Source organism: Stenotrophomonas sp. CASM106, from assembly GCF_049384825.1.
Lineage (GTDB): Bacteria > Pseudomonadota > Gammaproteobacteria > Xanthomonadales > Xanthomonadaceae > Stenotrophomonas > Stenotrophomonas muris.
Window position 1 is genome coordinate 170,062 of the sequence record NZ_JBMRFS010000004.1, and the last position, 17,886, is coordinate 187,947.

20 protein-coding genes are annotated in these 17,886 nt (G+C 65.4%); 7 read left to right on the plus strand and 13 right to left on the minus strand.

The annotated features are described in order from the left end of the window. Positions 1 to 46 precede the first annotated feature (46 nt). The 6 genes from VG556_RS11280 to VG556_RS11305 all read right to left on the minus strand — a co-directional run bounded on the left by VG556_RS11280 (position 47) and on the right by VG556_RS11305 (position 3,304). Positions 47 to 610, minus strand: a complete 564-nt coding sequence (locus VG556_RS11280; protein WP_049400889.1) for an RNA polymerase sigma factor — start codon at positions 608 to 610, stop codon at positions 47 to 49. A gap of 14 nt (positions 611 to 624) precedes the next feature. Then, on the minus strand, positions 625 to 1,053 hold the full coding sequence (locus VG556_RS11285) for a periplasmic heavy metal sensor (RefSeq protein ID WP_087786541.1): 429 nt from the start codon (positions 1,051 to 1,053) through the stop codon (positions 625 to 627). A 17-nt stretch (positions 1,054 to 1,070) separates the two neighbouring features. After that, positions 1,071 to 1,358 (minus strand): CnrY/NccY family anti-sigma factor, encoded by a 288-nt coding sequence (locus VG556_RS11290; RefSeq protein WP_133308083.1) that lies wholly within the window; start codon positions 1,356 to 1,358, stop codon positions 1,071 to 1,073. A gap of 203 nt (positions 1,359 to 1,561) precedes the next feature. Beyond that, positions 1,562 to 2,176, minus strand: coding sequence for a cyclin-dependent kinase inhibitor 3 family protein (locus VG556_RS11295; RefSeq protein WP_162838411.1), 615 nt, complete (start codon positions 2,174 to 2,176; stop codon positions 1,562 to 1,564). Between the two features lie 19 nt (positions 2,177 to 2,195). Beyond that, positions 2,196 to 2,651, minus strand: coding sequence for an NIF family HAD-type phosphatase (locus tag VG556_RS11300; RefSeq protein WP_032961321.1), 456 nt, complete (start codon positions 2,649 to 2,651; stop codon positions 2,196 to 2,198). A gap of 68 nt (positions 2,652 to 2,719) precedes the next feature. Further along, positions 2,720 to 3,304 carry a hypothetical protein gene (locus tag VG556_RS11305; protein ID WP_141097639.1) on the minus strand — a complete coding sequence of 195 codons (585 nt, stop codon included), beginning with the start codon at positions 3,302 to 3,304 and terminating at the stop codon, positions 2,720 to 2,722. A 312-nt stretch (positions 3,305 to 3,616) separates the two neighbouring features. Here VG556_RS11305 and VG556_RS11310 point away from each other — a divergent pair, with 312 nt between their 5' ends. Next, a complete protein-coding gene (locus VG556_RS11310) occupies positions 3,617 to 3,886 on the plus strand; it encodes a helix-turn-helix domain-containing protein (RefSeq protein ID WP_075075810.1) in 270 nt (89 codons plus the stop codon). A 216-nt stretch (positions 3,887 to 4,102) separates the two neighbouring features. Here VG556_RS11310 and VG556_RS11315 read toward each other — a convergent pair whose 3' ends face one another. The 3 genes from VG556_RS11315 to VG556_RS11325 all read right to left on the minus strand — a co-directional run bounded on the left by VG556_RS11315 (position 4,103) and on the right by VG556_RS11325 (position 7,342). Next, entirely contained in the window at positions 4,103 to 5,272 is a 1,170-nt protein-coding gene (locus VG556_RS11315; RefSeq protein WP_049404905.1) for a lytic polysaccharide monooxygenase, read from the minus strand. A 181-nt stretch (positions 5,273 to 5,453) separates the two neighbouring features. After that, complete coding sequence (locus VG556_RS11320; RefSeq protein ID WP_032959046.1) at positions 5,454 to 6,623, minus strand: lytic polysaccharide monooxygenase; 1,170 nt, start codon at positions 6,621 to 6,623, stop codon at positions 5,454 to 5,456. Positions 6,624 to 6,814: 191 nt separating this feature from the next. Further along, positions 6,815 to 7,342: a DUF1203 domain-containing protein gene (locus VG556_RS11325; RefSeq protein WP_100450776.1), complete on the minus strand. Its 528-nt coding sequence runs from the start codon at positions 7,340 to 7,342 to the stop codon at positions 6,815 to 6,817. Between the two features lie 296 nt (positions 7,343 to 7,638). Between VG556_RS11325 and VG556_RS11330 the strand changes: the two genes are divergently transcribed. From VG556_RS11330 to VG556_RS11340, 3 genes are read left to right on the plus strand one after another with little or no spacing between them, the layout of a single operon-like run. Next, positions 7,639 to 9,165 carry an alpha/beta hydrolase gene (locus VG556_RS11330; protein ID WP_100450775.1) on the plus strand — a complete coding sequence of 509 codons (1,527 nt, stop codon included), beginning with the start codon at positions 7,639 to 7,641 and terminating at the stop codon, positions 9,163 to 9,165. Next, positions 9,162 to 9,908, plus strand: coding sequence for an ATP-binding cassette domain-containing protein (locus VG556_RS11335; RefSeq protein ID WP_100450774.1), 747 nt, complete (start codon positions 9,162 to 9,164; stop codon positions 9,906 to 9,908). Before VG556_RS11330 ends, VG556_RS11335 begins: the two co-directional genes overlap by 4 nt. Further along, the gene (locus VG556_RS11340; RefSeq protein ID WP_049404907.1) at positions 9,905 to 11,089 is read left to right on the plus strand and encodes an ABC transporter permease; all 1,185 of its coding nucleotides are present in this window, start codon (positions 9,905 to 9,907) and stop codon (positions 11,087 to 11,089) included. The genes VG556_RS11335 and VG556_RS11340 overlap by 4 nt, the downstream gene beginning before the upstream one ends. A gap of 72 nt (positions 11,090 to 11,161) precedes the next feature. Here VG556_RS11340 and VG556_RS11345 read toward each other — a convergent pair whose 3' ends face one another. Continuing rightward, complete coding sequence (locus tag VG556_RS11345) at positions 11,162 to 11,587, minus strand: hypothetical protein (protein WP_049404908.1); 426 nt, start codon at positions 11,585 to 11,587, stop codon at positions 11,162 to 11,164. Between the two features lie 66 nt (positions 11,588 to 11,653). Next, positions 11,654 to 12,439 carry an AraC family transcriptional regulator gene (locus VG556_RS11350; protein ID WP_049404909.1) on the minus strand — a complete coding sequence of 262 codons (786 nt, stop codon included), beginning with the start codon at positions 12,437 to 12,439 and terminating at the stop codon, positions 11,654 to 11,656. 77 nt (positions 12,440 to 12,516) lie between these two features. On the opposite strand from VG556_RS11350, the gene VG556_RS11355 reads away from it, so the two are divergent. Continuing rightward, positions 12,517 to 12,771 carry a hypothetical protein gene (locus VG556_RS11355; RefSeq protein WP_032959056.1) on the plus strand — a complete coding sequence of 85 codons (255 nt, stop codon included), beginning with the start codon at positions 12,517 to 12,519 and terminating at the stop codon, positions 12,769 to 12,771. Positions 12,772 to 12,854: 83 nt separating this feature from the next. On the opposite strand, the gene VG556_RS11360 is transcribed toward VG556_RS11355, so the two are convergent. Then, positions 12,855 to 13,868 (minus strand): energy transducer TonB, encoded by a 1,014-nt coding sequence (locus VG556_RS11360; protein WP_014648799.1) that lies wholly within the window; start codon positions 13,866 to 13,868, stop codon positions 12,855 to 12,857. A gap of 201 nt (positions 13,869 to 14,069) precedes the next feature. After that, the gene (locus VG556_RS11365; protein WP_041863948.1) at positions 14,070 to 14,690 is read right to left on the minus strand and encodes a TIGR00645 family protein; all 621 of its coding nucleotides are present in this window, start codon (positions 14,688 to 14,690) and stop codon (positions 14,070 to 14,072) included. 112 nt (positions 14,691 to 14,802) lie between these two features. On the opposite strand from VG556_RS11365, the gene VG556_RS11370 reads away from it, so the two are divergent. Together VG556_RS11370 and VG556_RS11375 are read left to right on the plus strand one after the other, a co-directional pair. Next, positions 14,803 to 15,492: a glutathione binding-like protein gene (locus VG556_RS11370; RefSeq protein WP_046433096.1), complete on the plus strand. Its 690-nt coding sequence runs from the start codon at positions 14,803 to 14,805 to the stop codon at positions 15,490 to 15,492. Between the two features lie 163 nt (positions 15,493 to 15,655). Further along, the gene (locus tag VG556_RS11375) at positions 15,656 to 17,881 is read left to right on the plus strand and encodes a S9 family peptidase (RefSeq protein WP_100450773.1); all 2,226 of its coding nucleotides are present in this window, start codon (positions 15,656 to 15,658) and stop codon (positions 17,879 to 17,881) included. Positions 17,882 to 17,886 lie beyond the last annotated feature (5 nt).

The window sequence follows — 17,886 nt, forward strand, 5'->3', positions numbered from 1 at the left end:
TGCACTACGCGGCCTGCGCGGCCTTCCCCTCGAATCCGGCGAAAATTTATTTCCCGCGGCTCAGTGCATCTGTCAGTTTGGCCCGCGCTCTCAGGACGCGACCCTCTATCGTTTTGAGACTGATACCCAGGGCGGAAGCTGCTTCAACCTGGGAAAGGCCGACGAAGGCAGTCAGAACCAGAGCTTCACGCAGGCTCGGGTCGATCGTGTTGAGAACCCTTCTTACTTCTGCGAGCTCAAGCTGAGAACCGGCAACCTGCTCTGGCCCGGCCTGCTCGGAATGCAGGGCGCGTCCTTCCTCATCATCCAAAGGCTTGGCCCGAAACAGGAAGTGGCGGACGCGTCGAAACCGTTGCGTATCACGAACCTTGTTGATTCCAATACGCATCAGCCAAGGAAGTACCGAGCGCGTCGGATCGTACTCTGACAGGCCTCGCCAAGCGGCAACGAATGTCTCCTGCACGACATCATCGACGTCGGTTTCGGGCAGACCCATGCCTCGAACCATCTGCTTGATTGCTGGCGAGTGACGGCGGACCAGGCGAGCGAAGGCCTCAGCATCACCCGCCGCAGCTTCAACTGCCCAGTTGTTGTCGTCCTCGATGGTCACAACGTTTGTGGGGCTCAGGGAGAGTCGGTGCGAAGTGCTTCAAGGAGTGCCTTGTCGTAGGCCGGCCGGTGCTCGGGTTTCAAGCCCTCGCGCATCTCGAACACATGCTCGAGCGTGATGCGCTGGAGATCGCCCGCAGCCCGCTCCACCTCACGACTTGCACGTTCCACCTGGGGGTTCCATTTGGGGTCAGCCGCGATGGCGTCCGCCAGCTGGCGGTTGGCAATCCGCAGGCGCGCTTCGATCTCACCTCGCCTTGTTGCGAACAGCTGTTCCTTGGCCTGGAGGATCTGCTTCTCCGAGTCGTCCAGAGGCACCACGGCGTGAAGGCGTTCATGGAGATCGCTGTGCCCAGGATTGAGCGAGTGCCAGATCCAGCCGATAGCCAGCGCGCACACTACGCCAATGATGGCGCCAGCGATTGTTGCCAGCGGCAGCCTCATGAGGGGTCCGATTGCCATCAGCGTTCCACCAGTAGAGCGTATGGGGACATGGAAGCTGGGGCCGCGACCCATGTCGGGCGCGAGGGTGCCTGGGTGACAAAGAAGGCGGAGCCTACTCCTCCGCAGGTAAGCACCGCCGCGAGCGCCGCGCATGCGAGTGCCCGGCGGAACTCTCGCTTACCGGCCCATTGCGAAGGGGAAGCTTCCTGGGACAGGCGTCGGACCAGGCTATCGGTGGCCCGATCATGGCCGTCTGGCCTTGTAGCTGCCGAGGCTCTGGACAGCCAATCGTCTAGATCATTCATGTGGAGATCTCCTCATCCTTCCCTACTTATACGCCTGCCGTGGGGAGATCCCCTCAAACCTCTGATTGCTGACCTCCCCGCGGGTTCTCAGATTCACCGATGAGCACCGGGGCGAAGCTGATCCGGCACTGGGAGGTTCACAGGTCTGGACGTGATTAGTGCCGTGTCAAGAGTTCAGAACGGATGCTTCAGCGCACACGGTTCTAGAGCATCCGAGAAGCCCAGTGAAGAAGGAAGCGCTCTTGCTCCGCCGTTTCCACGGCTCCGGGACGAGCACTCCGAACTCTGGCCATAGCTTCTTCAGCGCTTAGGCATGATCTGCTCTCGAGCAGTAGCATCGAAGCCACGGTGCCCGCTCTGCCAAGCCCTCCTTTGCAATGAACGACTACTTTGTCACCGCGGAGCAAATCGTCAGTGAGGACGGGGCCTAGTCGTGTCCACTCGTCCAAGAACTGAGGATCCGGCGCTTCTCCATCACGAATCGGAAGACCATGCCAGTGCAGGCCATGAGCGCGCGCGCGTTCGGGTAGCGACCCTATCCCGAGATCGTCGAACTCCCACGGTTCAATCAAGGAAAGCAGATGGCGACATCCCCAAGCTGAGACGGACGCTAGATCGAGCTCGAGATCTCTACACCACGAGCCCGTCATTGCAACTTTCTGATGCTTACCGGGGGCAAAGGTAACGCCTATGGTTCCTCCGTTGGCACCGACGGAAAGTCCCGCAATCTGCAACGGATGAGACAAGCTAGTTCTGTGCACAGAATCCTCGAGTATTGGGGGCTGGCGGTGTCTCACTGCGGCGTCCGAAGATTGCATCCACGGCACACTCCATCCACTAAGGCCGCGCCTTGGGCTTTGTGCTGCCTGGATTGAGGCGCTCCTCAAGACGCTGGATCACCAGCTGCAGCCCCTCGTCTCCATCAGAATATGGTGCAGCGAAGAGAGGGGCTTCAATCCAGAGGAAGTGTTGGCCGGGATGCACGTAGGCCCCGTGATCATCCAGCAACAGTGCCTCGCCAAGTTCTGCCGAAACGAATCGAAGGTCCTTCGTCGGACCGTCCCATTCGATGTATGGGAGATGTTGAGACCATTCGGGAGCGCGTCCCTCCAGCACCAAGAGGGATGTAATCTCTGCAACAACCTTTTGGGGTACAGAGGTGAACATGACGATCCGATTGAAGGTGCTGCTGGCATAGTTTAGGAACTCCATCAGGCCGGGTCGGGGTATTTGACTGACGGCATTGGAGATAAGTGTTCCCTCAAGGTCCAGTGCAAGAATGATTGGACGCATCTATCAAGTCTCGTGATTCTTGGTTCAGCTGAGCCAGGGAAGTGGGTAATCGAGGGCCTCTGTTTTGACTAGATTTCGCCCAAGGATGGAGCTGCAAGCCAGTAGTCATCGCCTATCTTCAGTATGCTTTCCAGCGCTACATCGATCATCAGTGGTCGTCGCCAACCTGTGTCAGGAAGGAAGCAATAGTCGGTTCTTCGAAGTTCACCCGCGGCCGCCTTTACTACCAGCCAGCGCGTCCTCCTTCGCATCTCTCGGGAAAGCACTTCTAGTGCGGCGTCCTCGTTGCCACCGCTACTAAGGAACTGGCTCGCTGCTCCCCTTACAGATGACCAGAGCACGTATCGTTTCCGCCCCAGGCTCAGACGAGTCCACTCCTCATCCTGACTTCTCAGGATTTCATCTACGCGGTGCACTCCGATACGGTGACGGCGCAGCAATGATGTGAGATAGGCGCTTGCCTCTCGATCCGCTAGCTGGCGCCAGATCCAAAGTCTTGCGTGTTTATCAAGCGTCGGGCGCCAAGCATCAAGCATCCCCTTGAGCGCTGCATCAAGGTCATCAGGAAGAATCAGGTCATCGACGTAGGACCAACTGACCGGTTCGTAGAGAGAGCGCTTAACGGCTCCGTTGCCTGAACTGGAACCGGTCACAACACCTGCGCTTTTTAGGAATTGCAGGAGTTGCTGGGCGACAGCAGGGTCTGAGGAAACGGGCGCGCTAACGGAAGTGGAGCGTTCAAGCGCACACCAGGCGCAGGTGTAGAAAGGACCAAGCGATACGACAAGTGAGTCGAGCTCGGGCCACGAAGGAAGGAGGGTCTGTTGGCTACGGCCATAGATCACTCGATCCCCGGCAAATTAACCAGTCCGGATGCTACCAAGGCGGCACGATGTCGTCTACATGATTTTCATGTATGCCGTGCCCCGGTCATAGATTTCCATCCGCTCCTTGAGGCGGACCGGATGGCTACGAAGACGATCTATCAGAACCCGTACCTCCGTTTGGTCGGAAAGCTTCGGGAGCATCGGGAGATCTTGGGCATCAGTCAGACTCAGCTTGCTGCCCATCTGGGGTGGCCCCAACAGCGCATTTCTTCAATAGAGTCTGGATCACGTCGTCTAGACGTTCTCGAATTCTGCCAAATGGCATCTGCGCTGGGTGTCTCTCCAGCTGAGGTGTCTGATCTGATCTGCAAGGCTCTAAAGGCAGTGCGAGTCTCGAGGATCAATTGACAAGGCTCACATAAGTCGAAAGTCTTATTTCAAGCATAAGTAATTGATTTATATGCTTTAAATAAGTTTTCCGTTGTTATTTAGTCCTTCAGCAGCAAATAGGTCCGGCTGGTGCCGGCCGCTGGCCGGCAACCCCACGAACCCCGGTAGTGCCGGCCGCTGGCCGGCAACCCTGGAAACCGGAGGCGACCCCACGCCGCCCCCGGTGCCCTGCCTTCAGTACTCGATCCAGGCATCACGCCAGGCAGAGCCGGTACCCGGGCGGTAGGCCTCTGCATTGATGTTGCACCAGGCGCCTTCCGGGAACGGGCGGCAGGCATACAGCTTGCCGTCGGTGCCCTTCACCACGGTCTGGCCCGGCGTGTAGCTGCCGATACCCGCGGGGTATACGAAGTCGTAGTCGTCAGCCGGCGGCGGATCGATCGGATCGACCGGATCCGGCACGCGGGTATCGAGCTGGAACAGGTGGCCTGGCTTCAGATAGACGCGGTTCCCGGTAGCCGAGGCGACGGGCGTGATCACGCCGTTCTTCATCACCCCCACGCGCGCCTGCTGCGCAGTGCCATTGACCTTGTGGGCCAGTGCCAGCGGCCACTGGTTCGCAGCGGTCTGGCCGGCGGCAAGGGTGATCTGCGGGCTTTCCAGATCGTTGCCCTGGGCGTTGAAGACCCGCAGGGTCAGGACGGTGCCCACGTCCAGCGCACCACGGGCAGTGACCGGACCCGCGTCCTGCCACTGCGGCGGCGGGGTCACACCACCGCCCCCCTCGAAGCGCACGTCTGCGCAGGTATAGAACGCCTCGCCCGAATCCGAGCGCTGCCAGGTGTTGTAGATGATGTGCTGGCCGCTGCGCTTGGGTAGCGGGCAGTCCAGCTTGTAGACGTCGCCGGAGACCGGCACGTTGCCCAGCGTGCAGAATTCCTGCAGGTCGGCCCAGCGCAGCGGGCTGCCCGGTTGCCAGCCATCGCGGGTGACATAGAACTTCCACTCGCGGGTGGCATGCGGGGCCGGCGCCTTGAACTCGAACGTGTAGCGGCCACGGGCGTCGGCACGGATCGGCGAGGTCTGCCAGTCACTGCGGTTCAGATCCAGGCCGCGGTACTTGCGGTTGCCGCCGCTGCACAACTCGCCATCGGGCACGACGGCCTGGTGATTGCCATTGGCCTCGGCCTGGTTGATCCCGGCCCAGTCATAGAACGGTTGCGCACCACCGATGGCCTTGGCGGCAGCGCAGGCGGGGTTGGTCGGATTTTCGGGATTGCCCTGGTAACAGGCATAGACACGGCTGGCGGGTGTGGACAGGGTGCCGTGGGCGAACGCGCTGCCAGAGGTGGCAATGCCTGCGATCACAGACAGCGCGATGACAGTCCGGTGTGACAGATGCATGGAGATCTCCTGTGGGTGGTGAAACCCCGCGAAGTCTCGGCATCCCGCCCGCCCGCATCCATCGGATTACGTTGAAAAAAGCATCGCGTGGTTGCACATGGGAACGGCTTCACACTCACGCGCTGGTGCGTCTCACGCTATGCAGGGAACGGCGCTCTGCCACCGTTCCCTGTACCCGGTCTCAGTATGCAATCCACGCATCGCGCCAGGCCGCACCCACACCCGGCCGGTACGCCTCGGCGTTGACGTTGCACCATGCACCTTCCGGGAACGGGCGGCAGGCGTACAGCTTGCCGTCGCTGCCCTTCACCACGGTCTGGCCCGGCACATAGCTGCCGATGCCCGCCGGGTACACGTGGTCGAAATCACCGCCCGGTGACGGTGTACCCGGGTCGGGCACCTGGGTATCGAGCTGGAAGCGGTTGCCGTCCTTCAGGTACACGCGGTTGTCGGTGGCCGAGGCGGTCGGCGTGATCACGCCATTGGCAAGCACGCCCACGCGCGCGTGCTGGGCACTGGCATTGACCTTGCGGGCGAGCACCAACGGCCACTGCGCGGGTGCGGTCTGGCCGCTGGCCAGGGTGGCCTCCACACGTTCGACGTCATTGCCGTTGGCGTTGAACACGCGCAGCGCCAGCGTCGTGCCAACCGGCAGCTCACTGCGTGCGGTGACCGGGCCGGCGTCCTGCCATTGCGGTGCCGGTGCGGTCCCTCCGCCGCCCTGGAAGCGCACGTCCATGCAGGTATAGAACGCCTCGGTCGAATCCGAGCGCTGCCAGGTGTTGTAGATCACATGCTGGCCGGTGCGCTGCGGCAACGTGCACTGAAGCTTGTAGGTGCCGTCGGCCGACAGCGGCGTATTGCCCAGCGTGCAGAACTCCTGCAGGTCGGCCCAGCGCAGCGGGCTGCCCGGCTGCCAGCCTTCGCGGGTGACGAAGAAGCGCCAGTCGCGCGTGGCGTGTGGTGCGGTCGCCTTGAACACGAAAGTGAACTTTCCATTGGCATCGGCCTGGATCGGCGTGGTCTGCCAGTCACTGCGGTTCACGTCCAGGCCGCGGAAGGTCGGGTTGTTGCCGCTGCACAGCTTCCCGTCGGGCACCACGGCCTGATGGTTGCCGTTGGCGTTGGCCTGGTTGATGCCGTTCCAGTCGTAGAACGCCTGCGAACCGCCAATCGCTTTTGCAGCGGCACAGGCCGGGTTGGTCGGGTTCTCGGGATTGCCCTGGAAGCAGGCATAGACGCGGCTGACCGGCGTGGTCATCGTGCCGTGGGCGAACGCGTTGCCGGCCAGGCACAGGCCCGCAGCGGCGAACGAGGTGGCCAGCAACAGCGGTGTGGATCGGAATGACATGGCGCATCCTTGTGGTCGTCGAAAGGGAACGGTGACCGCAGGAGCTGCGCTGCGCGGCGGACTTTCGGCGGCACCACGGCGAGTATCGAGTCGCACTGCAGGCGACGGAACCATCGCAGTGCCGATCCGTGACTGCGCATGTGAAGCCCTTCCCGCAGGCTTCACGCAGGGCTGAACGGATGCGCTGGACGTCACGTGACCGGCGTGGCATCGATCACGTCATGGAGATCACGCGACGCAGTCCCGGTACCCACCCGATCTGCCTGGCACGAGAAACAGCCATGCGCCGCGTTGTGCAGCTGCACGAACGCCACCGACGGGTCGGCAAACAGTGCATCCAGGTGGTCGGCCACCTCGGTGCCCGCGCAGACCTGGGCACCGCACATCAGCGCGGCGTGGTCATAGGCACGCATCGAGATCATCCGGCGCTGCACATACGGGGGCACCTCGCCCGGCGGCAGGACGCAACGGGTCACGCCGCGCTGTACGAAGATCGGGCCGGCGGCGCGGTACGGCGAATGCAGCGGCAGGTGGACGTGGGACAGCAGGAGCAGCTCGCTGCCAGGCGCGGGATCGCTCAGGCTGATCCGGCAGGGATGTCCGCCGTTGGCGCCGGCCCAGCGACGCTGGATGCCGAGCGCGGCGAGCGCGCTGTCGCTCATCTCGAACAGGTGCAGGAAAGGGCGGTGGTCGATGCCGCCGAGGTACCACGCGTGCATGGGCGTCTCCTTGGGTTGTCCGCGGATTGTGCGCATGCGCCGGTCGCCGTGCTCGCCGTTTTCAGACCCCGCATCGCCGTCGGGCCGGAACACTGGCCCTTGGGGTGCTGCGGGCCGCCGCCGATGCCGCCCTGCACGGGCCAAGGCCGAGCGCGGGACTGCCAGGTCTGCGCGCCGTCGGCGGCGGATTCGTCATTGCCCATCGCCGTCGGCGCGCTGCCCGTGTAAGTTGGGTCACATCTTCCACGGCAGCCCGTCGTGGTCGACAGGAACGTCCTCCAGGGGAAACGAGCACGATGCAAAGACACCACCTCGCGCTGGCCGGGATGCTGGCCAGCCTGATGCTTGCCGGGTGCAGCCAACCGCCGCCGGCCACCGCCGGAAGCGCCAGCGATGCACCCAGCCGCCGCTTCGGCACGATCGACTTCCAGCCCTGCACGTTGTCCACCGAAGGCGCCAGCGCCAACGTGGAGGCGCAGTGCGCCACCCTGCAGGTGCCGGAGAACCGGGCCCAGCCCGATGGCCGCCGGATCGGCCTGCGCATCGCCTGGCTGGAATCGGGCAGCAGCGGCGCCAGCCAGCCCGACCCGGTGTTCTTCCTGGCCGGCGGCCCCGGCCAGGCGGCCAGCGAGGTGGCGGTCATCGTCGATACCGCACTGCGCCAGGTGCGCAAGCAGCGCGACGTGTTCCTGATCGACCAGCGCGGCACCGGCGGCTCCAACCCGCTCAGCTGCCTGGGCGCAGATGGCAAGTCGCTGCAGATGGACGAGGATGCCGCGCCTTCCGAGGCATCGCTGCGCGACTACGCCCAGCGCTGCGCCGCATCGCTGCAGGGGCGTGCCGACGCACGCTTCTACACCACCACCGAGGCGATCGCCGATCTGGACGCGGTGCGTGCGGCGCTCGGTGTGGACCAGCTCAACCTGGTTGGCGGCTCCTACGGTACCCGCGTGGCCCAGCGCTATGCCGGGGCCTATCCGCAGCACACCCGCAGCATCGTCATCGATGGCGTGGTACCGAACGAGCTGGTGGTCGGTGGCGACTTCGCGACCACCTTCGAGGATGCGATCGCCCTGCAGTCGGCGCAGTGCCGCAAGGATGCCGCGTGCAGCAAGCGTTTCCCGACCGACACCCGCGCGCAGCTGCGCAGCGTGGTCGACACCCTGCGCCGTGCACCGGTCTCGGTCGAGTATCGCGACCCGGGTACCAACGCACCGCGGCAGGATGTCCTGACGCCGGACAGCGTGGTCGGCCTGGCCTTCGCCTTCTCCTACGTGCCGCAGTATTCCTCACTGCTGCCACTGGTGCTGGATGAAGCCGCGCACGGTCGTTATGCCCCGTTGGCATCGCTGGCGCGCGGCGCGAACCGCAGCATGGATTTCCAGATCAACCGCGGCATGCAGTGGTCGGTGATCTGCAGCGAGGATGCGCCGCGCTACCAAGCGCCGGCCGAGGACCCCGAGCGGCTGTTCGGCAACGAAGTGGCCAGCGCCTTCTTCGCCGCCTGCCCGGTGTGGCCGCACCGTCCGGCGCCGGCAACCGATGCCGTGCCGCTGCGCAGCGACGTGCCGGCACTGCTGTTGTCCGGTGAGCTGGACCCGGTGACCCCCCCGCGCTACGCCGCACAGGTGCTCAAGGGCCTGCCCAATGGCCGTGCGCTGGTCGCCCGTGGCCAGGGCCATGGCACGTTGACCGCCGGCTGCATGCCGCGGCTGCTCGGCCAGTTCATCGACAAGACCGATGCCAAGGCGCTGGATGCTGGCTGCCTGGACACGCTGAGCTACGTGCCGGCGTTCACCTCGTTCAACGGATGGGAACCATGATCGTCGCCGACAACCTGCACAAGGCCTTCGATACCCGCACGGGCCGCATCCAGGCCGTCGCCAACGTCGGCTTCCGCGCCGGGGATGGGCAGATCACCGGCCTGCTCGGCCCCAATGGCGCTGGCAAGACCACCACCATGCGCATGCTCTACACGCTGATGACCCCTGACCAGGGCAGCATCAGCGTCGATGGCATCGACGCCGCCGGCAATCCGGTGGAGGTACGTCGCCACCTGGGCGTACTGCCCGATGCGCGCGGCGTCTACAAGCGCCTGACCGCGCGCGAGAACATCGCCTACTTCGGCGAGCTGCATGGCCTGTCGGCCGAGTGCATCCGCGAACGCATCGAGGTGCTGTCGCACGCGCTGGACATGGGCGACATCCTCGACAGGCAGACCGACGGCTTCTCGCAGGGCCAGCGCACCAAGACCGCGATCGCCCGCGCGCTGGTGCACGACCCGCGCAACGTCATCCTTGATGAACCGACCAACGGCCTGGACGTGATGACCACGCGCGCGCTGCGCCGCTTCCTGCTGGGCCTGCGCGAAGAGGGTCGCTGCGTGATCCTGTCCAGCCACATCATGCAGGAGGTGGGCGCGTTGTGTGACCACATCGTGATCATCGCCAAGGGCACGGTGATGGCCGCCGGCAGCGCCGACGAACTGCGTGCGCAAGCCGGTGAAGCCAACCTTGAGGACGCGTTCGTGAAACTGATCGGTAGCGAAGAGGGCCTGCACGCATGAGCATGATGTCGACCCTGATGACGGTGATGCGCAAGGAACTGCGCGACCTGTCGCGTGACCGCCGCACGCTGCTGCTGACCCTGCTGTTCGGGCCGCTGCTGTACCCGGTGCTGCTGCTGGGCATGGGCAAGCTGGCCGAGAGCCGGGTGCGCACCCAGATCGAGGAGCCGTTGCAGATCCCGACGATCGGCGCGGAGAACGCGCCGAACCTGGTGCGCTTCCTCGCCGCACAGGGCCTCAATGCTGCACCGGCGCCGAAGGACCTGGCCGAGGCCATCCGCAGCCAGGATATCGATGTGGCGCTGCGCATCAGCGGGGACTTCGGCAAGGACTGGGCCGAGGGCAAGCCGGCGCTGGTGGAGGTGATCAAGGACAGCACGCGTCGCGCGGCCGAGGTACCCAGTGCACGCCTGGAGGCGGCGCTGGCCACCTACAACGGCCAGGTCGGTGCCTTGCGCCTGATGGCACGCGGCATCGATGCACAGGTGGCACGCCCGCTGGACGTGGCACGCCAGGACCTGGCCAGTGCCGAAGCCAAGCGCGGCATGATCCTGTCGATGCTGCTGCCGGTACTGCTGACGCTGACCTCGTTCATCGGGGGTGCCTACCTGGTGATGGACGCCACCGCCGGCGAGCGCGAGCGGCAGTCGCTGGAACCCCTGCTGGCCACGCCGGGCTCGCGCAGCGCGATCGTCAGCGGCAAGATCGCCGCCGCCTGCGTGGTCGGTTTCGTGTCGCTGCTGCTGACCCTGGTCGCGTTCAAGGTGAGCGCGCAGATCGCACCCGGCAACATCGGCCGCCAGTTCAACATGAACGTCGGCTCGATGCTGCAGATGTTGCTGGTGATGCTGCCGATGCTGCTGATCGGCACCTCGCTGCTGACCTTCCTGTCGGCCGCGGCCAAGAGCATGAAGGAAGCGCAGAGCCACATGACCTGGCTGATGCTGCTGCCGATGCTGCCTGGCTATGCACTGGTGGCCTACCCGCTGAAGAGCGAGATGTGGCAGTACGCCGTGCCGTTCCTGTCGCAGAACCAGATGCTGCTGAAGGTGATCCGCCACGAGACCATCACCCCGACGGTCTGGGCGATCTACCTCGGCGCCAGCCTCGGCCTGGCCGCCGTGCTGTGGTTCGCCGCCGTGCGCCGCTACCACAACGAGCGCCTGGCCATCTCCGGCTGACCGCCACGGGTAGCGCCGGGCCATGCCCGGCGGAAATGAAACGAGGCCCGGTCATTCCGGGCCTCGTTGTTTTCAGGTTTGTGTTGCCTGCCAAGCGGCGAAGCGCTGGGCGATCACCGGTGCCAGTCGGTCGAAGTTTTCCCAGGTATCGGCGACGTGGTACAGCGAAGGAAGATCGTCTGCGAGCAATTCGATGTAGTCATCGGGATACAGGCAGTCATCCGCTTGGTAGTACTCCAGCGTGAATGCGTTCGCCTCATCGTTGATCATTTCGTCAAGGAACTTGCCATCACACACCAGCAGGAACTGACCGGGTGTCATAGCACGCCGAGTCAAGGATCTCAGCTCCTCCTGCATGTCGTCGGCCAGTTCTTCGCCTGCCATACCCCGCAGTAGGAGCCATGCCACGTACATACCGATATGCGTTGCACCGGCCTCGGGCGGAAGCTCGGCAGGAAAATCACCGTCGGAATGCCAGCTGGCGTCGTCGTACTTCATTTGTTTTCCTTTTGAAATGACAACCAGCTTAGGTCGCGAGGAATTGCGGCGGGAGTGTCAAATACGTCAGCCTTCGCTGTACCGCGCAGGCGTTACCCCCATCTCGCGCTTGAACACGTTGATGAAGGAACTGGGCGTGTCGTAGCCCATCGACAGGGCGACGCTGATCACCCGTTCGCCTGCCAGCAGGCGTGGCAGTGACAGCAGCACGCGCAGGCGCTGCCGCCACTGGCTCAAGGTCATGCCTGTTTCGGCCTGCCAACGGCGGGCGAGGCTGCGGCTGGACAGTCCGCTGGCGGCTGCCCACGCTTCGACGCTGCGCAGGTCGTCCGGCGAACGCGCCAGCGCCGCCGCGATCCGCCGCAACCGGCGATCCCGCGGCTGTGGCAGGGCAAATGGCAAGGGAGTGCTGGCACGGATCTCATCGGCGATGACGCCGGCCAGGCGTGCCTGCGCAGCGTCCAGTGCCTGATGGGGCCAGCGCAGTGCGCGCGTCACCGCCGCCTGCAACAGCGCATCGGGTTGGAAAATACGGGGCAGCGGGGGCAGATCCAGGCCGGTATCGGCGCGGACGTACAGGCTCCAGCCATCGAATGCGTCTGCCCCTATCAGGGCGTGGGGCAGCAAGGGCGGTATCCAGGCAACATGCCCCGCCGGCAGCAGCCAGTGCAGGTCGCCGGCCTCGATCCGCAGCAGGCCGTGGTGGGCACCCAGCAACTGGCCGCGCACGTGCTGGTGGCGCGCGGTGCGGCGCCGTCCCGGCACCCGCAGCTGGGAGGCCATGACGAGAGGACCGCCTTCAGCGTTCGCCAAAGCGGGGTCAATCAGCACAGGTGATGTCTGATCTGCCATATCCAATGGCAGTTATACGGCAGAACTGCCGATGACTGGGCGTCACACTGGGCTCCCGATCCCACAGGAGCATCACCATGCAGCCGCAGGACATTCTTCCCGACCATCAGAACGAGGTGCAGGTAAACGGCCTCACCGTGCGCAAGGGCAGCGTCGGCGCCTTCCTCGCCAGCGTCCGTGACTGGCAGGACCCCGCCAGCGATGACGCCACCCGCGTCACCGCCGAAGCAGATCTGCGTGGGCTGCTGCCGGGCCTGCATGCGCTGGGCCTGTTCCAGGTGCTGGCCGCGCGCGATCCGGCACTGCAACGCCTGATCGACAGCCTCTCCTGAAACGAACACGGCCCGGACATGCCGGGCCGTGTCCTCATTGCGGGGGCGGAAACGACTTAATCCCCTCCGTCCCCTTTTTGCGGTCAGGTGCCGCCCGGGGCGAATACCAGGGTACGGCGGGTGGTGACCGGTGCGCTGACCGGCTCGAAGCGCCAGCGCTTGACCGCGTTCATGGCTTCGCGATCGAAGACGCGCGACGGTGTTGCGCGCAATACGCGGGCGTTGGTCACTGAGCCGTCGGTGCCGACGGTGATTTCCACCAGCACTTCGCCGGAGGTGCCTGCACGCAGTGCCTCGGACGGATAGCGCGGCGCCGGGGTGCTGACCGGGCGCAGGTTCGGCGCCGCAGCGGCCGCTGGAGCCGCGGCCTGGCGTGCGGCACTGGCCTGCTGGGCGGCGGCCTGCTGCTGCTTCAGCTCGGCTTCGCGGCGCGCGGCGGCCTGGCGCTCGGCTTCCTGGCGCTCGTTGTCGCGGCGGGCGGCATCCTGCTGCGCAGCGATCTGCTTGGCCGCGTCGGCTTCCTTGGCACGCTGCTCGGCCAGGCGCTGCTGTTCGGTCTGCTGCTTGCTGCGGTCCTCGGCGTCCTTCTTGGCCTTCTCGGCTTCGGCCTCGGTGCGCTTGGCCGCGTTCTGCACGCCCTTGGCCAGGCCGTCCTTCAGGCGCGGCAGGGCCGGCGCGGATGCATCCACCTTCTCGATCAGCGCCACCAGCCGCTGCGCTTCGGTGTAGTCCTCGCGCCCCAGGTGCTGCTCGGCGGCGATCAGGGTGTACGGCAGCAGGTCGGTCAGCGCGCTCTTCACCGAGGCGTCGTCCGGGGTCTTGTCGCGCAGGGCGAGGTAGTACTCGATGGCGTTGTCGCCGGCCGGCGCGTACATGCGGTTCTCGCGCAGGGCCTGGCTGGCCGACTCACGCAGCTGCTCGGTGCCCATCGACTGCACCTTGGCGGCGACCACCGGTGCGGCCGGTGCAGCGGCGGTGGGGGCGGCGGCCGGAGCCGGTGCTGCGGATTCTTCCTTGCCCGAGCAGGCGGCCAGCGCCAGTGCCAAGGCAACCGGCAGCCACCGGCGCGCGGCGGTGATCGTTGAGACGTGCGACATCCTGCTCCCCTTTAGAAGACGACGTGACGTAAATCATTGATATGCATGGCCGGGACCCGTGGTCCAGGCGCGGCAGGGTGGCGTTTCCCGACGCCACCGCCGGCAACGGCGAGGATGCAATCTAGCATCCCGGCCACCGCCCCGCACAAGGGGTGGTGGCCGGGTGGGGCCGCGGCGATCATGTCGTGGCCGGCGGCGACCTCAGTGGTCGTGTGCCTTGTCGTGCGACTTGCTGTGGCCGTTGGACATCAGCTTGTCGGTCCAGGCGATGCCGATCGCCGACAGGATGAACACGCAGTGGATGATGGTCTGCCACAGCACGCCTTCCTGGGTCAGCATCGAGCAGCGGGCGACACCGATGTTGGCGGCGGCCACGCTCATCTGCTCCGGCGTGCACAGCGGGATACCGCCCAGCGCACCGCTGGCGATGAAGGTCTTCAGCAGGTGGATCGAGGAGATGCCGATGATCGCCATCGCCAGCTTCACCTTCAGCACGCTGGCATTGACGTGGCTCAGCCATTCCGGCTGGTCCGGGTGGCCTTCCAGGCGCAGGCGCGAGACGAAGGTCTCGTAGCCGCCGACGATCACCATGACCAGCAGGTTGGAGATCATCACCACGTCGATCAGGCCCAGCACGATCAGCATGATCTGCTGCTCGCCCATCGAGGCGGAATGCGAGATCAGGTGCCACAGTTCCTTGCCGAACAGGAACACGTAGACGCACTGCGCCACGATCAGGCCCAGGTACAGCGGCAGCTGCAGCCAGCGCGAGGCGAAGATCAGCGTGGACAACGGGGAGAGCGGCGGGCGGTTTGCACTCATGCGGGGGATGCTGCGTTTCGGGGGAGAGGCGAGGTTACCGGCCCGCCATGACGGTGCCAACCCAACTCACGCACTAGACTTCAGGTTCCTTTCCGCACCCCGAGCCGACGCCATGATCGACCTGTATTACTGGCCCACCCCGAACGGCCACAAAGTGACCCTGCTGTTGGAGGAAGCCGGCCTGGAGTACCGCATCCACCCGGTCAACATCGGCTCGGGTGACCAGTTCAAGCCAGAGTTCCTGGCCATCTCGCCCAACAACAAGATGCCGGCCATCGTCGACCACGCCCCGGCCGATGGCGGTGCCCCGCAGAGCGTGTTCGAGTCCGGTGCGATCCTGCTGTACCTGGCCGAGAAGACCGGCCGCTTCCTGCCCAGCGACCCGCGCGGCCGCGTGGCCACCCTGGAATGGCTGTTCTGGCAGATGGCCGGCCTGGGCCCGATGAGTGGCCAGATGGGCCACTTCAACGTGTACGCACCAGAAAAGATTCCCTACGCGATCGAGCGCTACGACAACGAGGTGCGCCGCCTGCACGGGGTGATGGACAAGCGCCTGGCCCAGCACGCCTTCCTGGCCGGCGACGAGTACACCATCGCCGACATGGCCAGCTACCCGTGGATCGGCGCCTACGACAAGCTGCCGGTGGACTTCGCCGCGTTCCCGAACCTCAAGCGCTGGCACGAGGCCATCGCCGCGCGCCCGGCCACCCAGCGCGCCTATGCGCTGCGCCAGCAGGTGAACCCGAACGCCGGCAAGCCGCTCAGCGACGAAGAGCGCAAGCACCTGTTCGGCCAGCGCTGACCCGCCGCGGGGTCGGATCCCTTTGCAACGCAAAGGGCCCTGACCCCAGCACCGCAGCATGGGCAGAAGGTCATGCTGCCTTCCTGCACGGGCTTGGTTAGGATGGGGGAACGACCGCCCCGCGCCCGCCGCAGGGCGGACCTGCCGTTTGCCGGGATCCTCCATGCGCCACCTGTTCGCTTCGCTTGCCCTCATGCTCGCCACCAGTACCGCCGCCCACGCCGAGAAGCTGACCCTGGAGGCCATCACCGGCCCGCTGCCGCTGTCCGGCCCGACCCTGATGAAGCCCAAGGTGGCGCCGGACGGTTCGCAGGTCAGTTTCCTGCGCGGCAAGGACAGCGATCGCAACCAGCTGGACCTGTGGACCTACGACATCGGCAGTGGCCAGACCCGGTTGCTGGTTGATTCCAAGGTGGTGCTGCCCGGCACCGAGACCCTCAGCGATGAGGAAAAGGCGCGCCGCGAGCGCCAGCGCATCGCCGCGATGACCGGCATCGTCGATTACCAGTGGTCGCCGGACGCACAGCGCCTGCTGTTCCCGTTGGGCGGCGAACTCTACCTGTACGACCTGAAGCAGCAGGGGGCGGCGGCCGTGCGCCAGCTGACCCACGGTGAAGGCTTCGCCACCGACGCCAAGCTGTCGCCCAAGGGCGGTTTCGTCAGTTTCATCCGCGGCCGCAACCTGTGGGTGATCGACCTGGCCAGTGGAAAGCAGCTGCAGCTGACCCGCGACGGCAGCACCACCATCGGCAACGGCGTGGCCGAGTTCGTCGCCGATGAAGAGATGGACCGCCACACCGGTTACTGGTGGGCACCGGATGATTCGGCGATTGCCTTTGCCCGTATCGACGAGGCACCGGTGCCGGTGCAGAAGCGCTACGAGGTCTACGCCGACCGCACCGATGTGATCGAACAGCGTTACCCGGCCGCCGGTGACGCCAACGTGCGCGTGCAGCTGGGCGTGATCGCACCGGCCGCCGAGGCGCAGCCGCGCTGGATCGACCTGGGCAAGGAACAGGACATCTACCTGGCCCGCGTCGATTGGCGCGATGCGCAGCACCTGAGCTTCCAGCGCCAGTCGCGCGACCAGAAGCAGCTGGACCTGGTGGAAGTGGCACTCGACTCCAACCGCCAGCGCGTACTCGCCCACGAAACCAGCCCGACCTGGGTGCCGCTGCACAACAGCCTGCGCTTCCTTGAAGACGGCAGCGTACTGTGGTCGTCCGAGCGCACCGGCTTCCAGCACCTGTACCGCATCGACAGCAAGGGCAAGGCCACCGCGCTGACCCACGGCAACTGGCCGGTGGACGAGTTGCTGGCGGTGGATGAGACGGCCGGCAAGGCCTACTTCCGCGCCGGCATCGAAAGCCCGCGCGAAAGCCAGATCTACGCGGTATCGCTGCAGGGCGGTGAGCCGCAGCGCCTGTCGAAGGCGCCGGGCATGCACAGCGCCACGTTCGCCCGCAATGCCAGCGTCTATGTGGACAGCTGGTCCAACAGCACCACGCCGCCGCAGATCGAGCTGTTCCGCGCCAACGGCGAGAAGATCGCCACACTGGTGGAAAACAACCTGGCCGATCCCAAGCACCCGTATGCGCGCTACCGCGACGCGCAGCGCCCGGTCGAGTTCGGCACGCTCACCGCCGCCGACGGCAAGACGCCGCTGCACTACAGCCTGATCAAGCCGGCCGGCTTCGATCCGTCCAGGCGCTACCCGGTGGCGGTGTATGTCTATGGCGGCCCGGCCAGCCAGACTGTCACCGACAGCTGGCCCGGCCGTGGCGACCATCTGTTCAACCAGTACCTGGCCCAGCAGGGCTACGTCGTGTTCTCGCTGGACAACCGCGGCACCCCGCGCCGCGGCCGCGACTTCGGTGGTGCGCTGTACGGGAAGCAGGGCACGGTGGAAGTGACCGACCAGCTGCGCGGCGTGGCCTGGCTCAAGCAGCAGCCGTGGGTGGACCCGGCGCGCATCGGCGTGCAGGGCTGGTCCAACGGCGGTTACATGACCCTGATGCTGCTGGCCAAGGCGTCGAACCAGTACGCCTGCGGCGTGGCCGGTGCCCCGGTCACCGACTGGGGCCTGTACGACAGCCATTACACCGAGCGCTACATGGACCTGCCGGCGCGCAACGACGCCGGTTACCGTGAAGCGCGCGTGCTGACCCACATCGATGGGCTGCGCTCGCCGTTGCTGCTGATCCACGGCATGGCGGACGACAACGTGCTGTTCACCAATTCGACCAGCTTGATGAGCGCGCTGCAGAAGCGCGGCCAGCCGTTCGAGCTGATGACCTACCCGGGTGCCAAGCATGGCCTGTCCGGCGCCGATGCCCTGCATCGCTACCGTGTGGCCGAAGCCTTCCTGGGGCGCTGCCTGAAGCCTTGAAACAC

Excerpts from the sequence above, each read along its gene's own strand:
- VG556_RS11285 (WP_087786541.1), bottom strand. The coding sequence starts at position 1,053 with ATGAGGCTGCCGCTGGCAACAATCGCTGGCGCCATCATTGGCGTAGTG.
- VG556_RS11290 (WP_133308083.1), bottom strand. The coding sequence starts at position 1,358 with ATGAATGATCTAGACGATTGGCTGTCCAGAGCCTCGGCAGCTACAAGG.
- VG556_RS11295 (WP_162838411.1), bottom strand. The coding sequence starts at position 2,176 with ATGCAATCTTCGGACGCCGCAGTGAGACACCGCCAGCCCCCAATACTC.
- VG556_RS11300 (WP_032961321.1), bottom strand. The coding sequence starts at position 2,651 with ATGCGTCCAATCATTCTTGCACTGGACCTTGAGGGAACACTTATCTCC.
- VG556_RS11310 (WP_075075810.1), top strand. The coding sequence starts at position 3,617 with ATGGCTACGAAGACGATCTATCAGAACCCGTACCTCCGTTTGGTCGGA.
- VG556_RS11315 (WP_049404905.1), bottom strand. The coding sequence starts at position 5,272 with ATGCATCTGTCACACCGGACTGTCATCGCGCTGTCTGTGATCGCAGGC.
- VG556_RS11320 (WP_032959046.1), bottom strand. The coding sequence starts at position 6,623 with ATGTCATTCCGATCCACACCGCTGTTGCTGGCCACCTCGTTCGCCGCT.
- VG556_RS11325 (WP_100450776.1), bottom strand. The coding sequence starts at position 7,342 with ATGCACGCGTGGTACCTCGGCGGCATCGACCACCGCCCTTTCCTGCAC.
- VG556_RS11330 (WP_100450775.1), top strand. The coding sequence starts at position 7,639 with ATGCAAAGACACCACCTCGCGCTGGCCGGGATGCTGGCCAGCCTGATG.
- VG556_RS11335 (WP_100450774.1), top strand. The coding sequence starts at position 9,162 with ATGATCGTCGCCGACAACCTGCACAAGGCCTTCGATACCCGCACGGGC.
- VG556_RS11340 (WP_049404907.1), top strand. The coding sequence starts at position 9,905 with ATGAGCATGATGTCGACCCTGATGACGGTGATGCGCAAGGAACTGCGC.
- VG556_RS11345 (WP_049404908.1), bottom strand. The coding sequence starts at position 11,587 with ATGAAGTACGACGACGCCAGCTGGCATTCCGACGGTGATTTTCCTGCC.
- VG556_RS11350 (WP_049404909.1), bottom strand. The coding sequence starts at position 12,439 with ATGGCAGATCAGACATCACCTGTGCTGATTGACCCCGCTTTGGCGAAC.
- VG556_RS11355 (WP_032959056.1), top strand. The coding sequence starts at position 12,517 with ATGCAGCCGCAGGACATTCTTCCCGACCATCAGAACGAGGTGCAGGTA.
- VG556_RS11360 (WP_014648799.1), bottom strand. The coding sequence starts at position 13,868 with ATGTCGCACGTCTCAACGATCACCGCCGCGCGCCGGTGGCTGCCGGTT.
- VG556_RS11365 (WP_041863948.1), bottom strand. The coding sequence starts at position 14,690 with ATGAGTGCAAACCGCCCGCCGCTCTCCCCGTTGTCCACGCTGATCTTC.
- VG556_RS11370 (WP_046433096.1), top strand. The coding sequence starts at position 14,803 with ATGATCGACCTGTATTACTGGCCCACCCCGAACGGCCACAAAGTGACC.
- VG556_RS11375 (WP_100450773.1), top strand. The coding sequence starts at position 15,656 with ATGCGCCACCTGTTCGCTTCGCTTGCCCTCATGCTCGCCACCAGTACC.